Origin of the sequence: Pseudonocardia sp. N23, from assembly GCF_002583555.1 — a bacterium.
Classification (GTDB): Bacteria; Actinomycetota; Actinomycetes; order Mycobacteriales; family Pseudonocardiaceae; genus Pseudonocardia.
Genome location: NZ_BEGX01000121.1, coordinates 63289 through 65728 on the forward strand (window position 1 = coordinate 63289; position 2440 = coordinate 65728).

Genomic DNA, 2440 nt, shown 5'->3' on the forward strand with positions numbered 1-2440 from the left:
GGTGGAGAAGGTGCAGCGCGGCAGCGAGCAGCGCGGGGAGCAGGCCGGCGACCCGCAGAGCGGGCGCCGCGAGACCACCGCGCCCCAGCCGGTCGGCTGACCCTCGCACCTGCGTCTCGGGCGGCCCGGTCCAGGGCCGCCCGAGACGGGGATGCCCGATCCCCGGGTGCTCCCCGCAGGGCAAGACGCGCCGCTCGTCTGCGGCGACCAGCACAAACCCAGCGACCAGCAGGACCCAGCCGAAGGAGACCTGAGATGAGTTGGCGTGAGCAGGCCGCGTGCCGCGGCGAGGACCCCGCACTGTTCTTCCCGGTCGGCAATGCCGGGCCCGCGATGGTGCAGACCGCGAAGGCCAAGGCGGTGTGCGCGGGCTGTCCGGTGATCGCGCAGTGCCGGGAGTGGGCCCACGCCCACGAAGACACCGGTGTGTGGGGTGGTGAGGACGAGTACGAGCGCCGCGCCGCGCGCCGCCGGCGATCGGCTGCATGAACACCACCCGAGACGACAGGTGAGACGGGCCAGCCACCCGGCCCGTCTCACCACCGACCCCGAGACCACCAACCCCAAGACCACCAGTCCGCCGTGGGACCCAGGGAGAACACCTCATGCACACGCCCACCGCAACGACCGCGACCAGCCCGGCGACCACTGTGGTAGCGGCGGTCAGCCGTGAGACCAGCACGAACACCGCGACGACAGGTCATGGGAGGCGAGGTTGTGTCGTGCCGTCCTGGCACAGTGCAGACGATCACCACGCAGACGATCACCACGCAGACGATCACCACGCAGACGATCACCACGCAGGCGATCACCGTGGGGATGCCGCGCGGAGAGATGTCGTTCGGAGGGGTGCGATGGCCGGTCCGCAACGCTCGCGGCGGCGCGCTGCGCGCCCGGCGGGGCCGGGCAGGTTGATGCAGGCCGCGCTGGACGCGGCGGCGGCCGGGCTCTACGTGTTCCCGGTGTGGCCGCGGGGCAAGCTGCCCGCGGTCAAGGAGTGGGAGGCGGCCGCGACCCGCGATCCGGTGGTGATCGAGGAGTGGTGGAGCGTGCGGCCATGGAATCTGGGGCTCGCGGTGGGCCGGTCGAACGTGCTGGTCGTGGACCTCGACCCGCACCGCGGGGCCGCCCCGCCGGCGGAGTTCCCGGGCGCCCGGGGCGGCGCGGACGTGCTGTCGCGGCTGGCGGCCGAGGCCGGTGAGCCTGATCCGGTCGACACCTACACCGTGACCACCCCCTCGGGCGGGGAGCACCGCTATTTCCTGATGCCCGATGGGCTGGAGCTGCGCAACACCCAGGGCCGGCTCGGCTGGAAGATCGACACTCGTGGGCATGGCGGTTTCGTGGTCGGGGCCGGGTCGGTCCGCGGCGACGGGCTCTACCGGGTGTCCCGGCACGGGGCCGTCGCGGCGCTTCCGGGCTGGCTGGGTGCTGCGCTGACCCCGCCTCCGCCACCACCGCCGGCGCCTCCGCTGGTGCTGCCTAGGCGGCGGGCGGATGCGTATCTGCAGAAGATCCTCGACGACGAGCTCGCCGACCTGGCCGCGGCGGTGCCCGGCACCCGCCACGACGCCCGGCTCAAGGCCGCCCGAACCCTCGGACGGCTGGTCGGAGGGGGTGAGATCGACGAGAGCAGCGCGCGGACCCTGCTGCTGCAGGCTGCCGCCGGCCACGTCGGCGCTGACACCCGCGAGAGCGAGGTGATCCGCGATGTCGAGGACGGGATCGCCTATGGCCGGCAGCTGCCCCGCACCCTGCGCCGCGGCGGACCGCGATAACAGACACGGTGACCGCCACAGCGGGGCAGTGCCAGGCCGGCGCGGTGACAGACACAGGAGGGCCGAGGCGGTAAGCGCGGCGGAGCGGTGAGGGGTGCGGGGTGGGCCTGTTCCAGGAGGTGACCCGCGGTGAGCTGGGGCGGTGGTTCGCCGTGCGGATGCCCGGCACCGCCGAGGTGGCCGGTGAGGTCGCCGCCGCCGCGGCGGCCGCGGCCGGGCGCGCGCCGGTGGTGCGCCCACCGCGGGATCAGCGGCTCGGCCCGCGGCACTGGGCTGAGGTCGGTGGGGTGTTCGGGATGCGGATGGCCGCTGTCGTCGAGCAGGCTCCGCCCTACTACGGGCTCTACGGGCTGGTCGCGGCCGGTCTGCTCAGCGCAAGCACGGCCCAGCGGGTCGCGGGGTCGTTCCCGTCGCACCGCGAACTGTCCCCGACGACCCGGGCCTGGGCGCTGGATATGCGGCCGTCGCCGAGCGGGTGGTTGGAGCTGGCCCAGCCCCAGCACGACACCGGCGGGCGGGCGTGGGCTGATGAGGCGGTCATGGAGTTGGTGGAGCGCACTGGCCGCTACCACGACGAGCACGCCCCGACCGGCACCGTCGGCGGGGGAGGGGCCGAACGCGGCCTGGCCCGGGTCTATGGCTGGTGGTCGGCCGCGGAGGAC

The 2440-nt window shown here is 74.2% G+C and carries 3 protein-coding genes and 1 pseudogene; all 4 read left to right on the top strand.

What is annotated here, in order from left to right; genetic code table 11:
- The first annotated feature begins 255 nt into the window (after positions 1 to 255).
- Positions 256 to 489 carry a WhiB family transcriptional regulator gene (locus TOK_RS27895; protein ID WP_098960978.1) on the top strand — a complete coding sequence of 78 codons (234 nt, stop codon included), beginning with the start codon at positions 256 to 258 and terminating at the stop codon, positions 487 to 489.
- A 249-nt stretch (positions 490 to 738) separates the two neighbouring features.
- Positions 739 to 915, top strand: a complete 177-nt coding sequence (locus tag TOK_RS33035; protein WP_172457818.1) for a hypothetical protein — start codon at positions 739 to 741, stop codon at positions 913 to 915.
- Positions 915 to 1778 carry a bifunctional DNA primase/polymerase gene (locus TOK_RS27900; protein ID WP_253258687.1) on the top strand — a complete coding sequence of 288 codons (864 nt, stop codon included), beginning with the start codon at positions 915 to 917 and terminating at the stop codon, positions 1776 to 1778. The genes TOK_RS33035 and TOK_RS27900 overlap by 1 nt, the downstream gene beginning before the upstream one ends.
- A gap of 101 nt (positions 1779 to 1879) precedes the next feature.
- A pseudogene (locus TOK_RS33040) lies at positions 1880 to 2440 on the top strand (hypothetical protein); the annotation flags it as partial.